This is a genomic window from Peribacillus sp. SIMBA_075 (assembly GCF_046534585.1).
In genome coordinates, this window is the sequence record NZ_JAWRYN010001785.1 from 1 (window position 1) to 228 (window position 228).

The 228-nt window shown below is 53.5% G+C and carries 1 protein-coding gene; it reads left to right on the top strand.

Annotated elements, in window-relative coordinates; genetic code table 11:
• Positions 1-41: 41 nt before the first annotated feature.
• A partial coding sequence (locus SB775_RS34580; protein WP_410865798.1) for a response regulator occupies positions 42-228 on the top strand: 187 nt, incomplete at its 3' end.

The window sequence follows — 228 nt, forward strand, 5'->3', positions numbered from 1 at the left end:
CACGCAGGTTGATGCGAAAGGGCTACGAGGTGATTATCGCGGTGGATGGTCAAGAAGGAGTGGAAGCAGCAAAATACGAGCTGCCGGACCTGATCCTGATGGATTTGAGCCTGCCAGTACTGGATGGGTGGGACGCGACACGTCAGTTAAAAGCATGTCCACAAACGAAGCATATCCCGATCATCGCTCTGACAGCACATGCGATGGCAAGCGATCGTGAAACAGCGT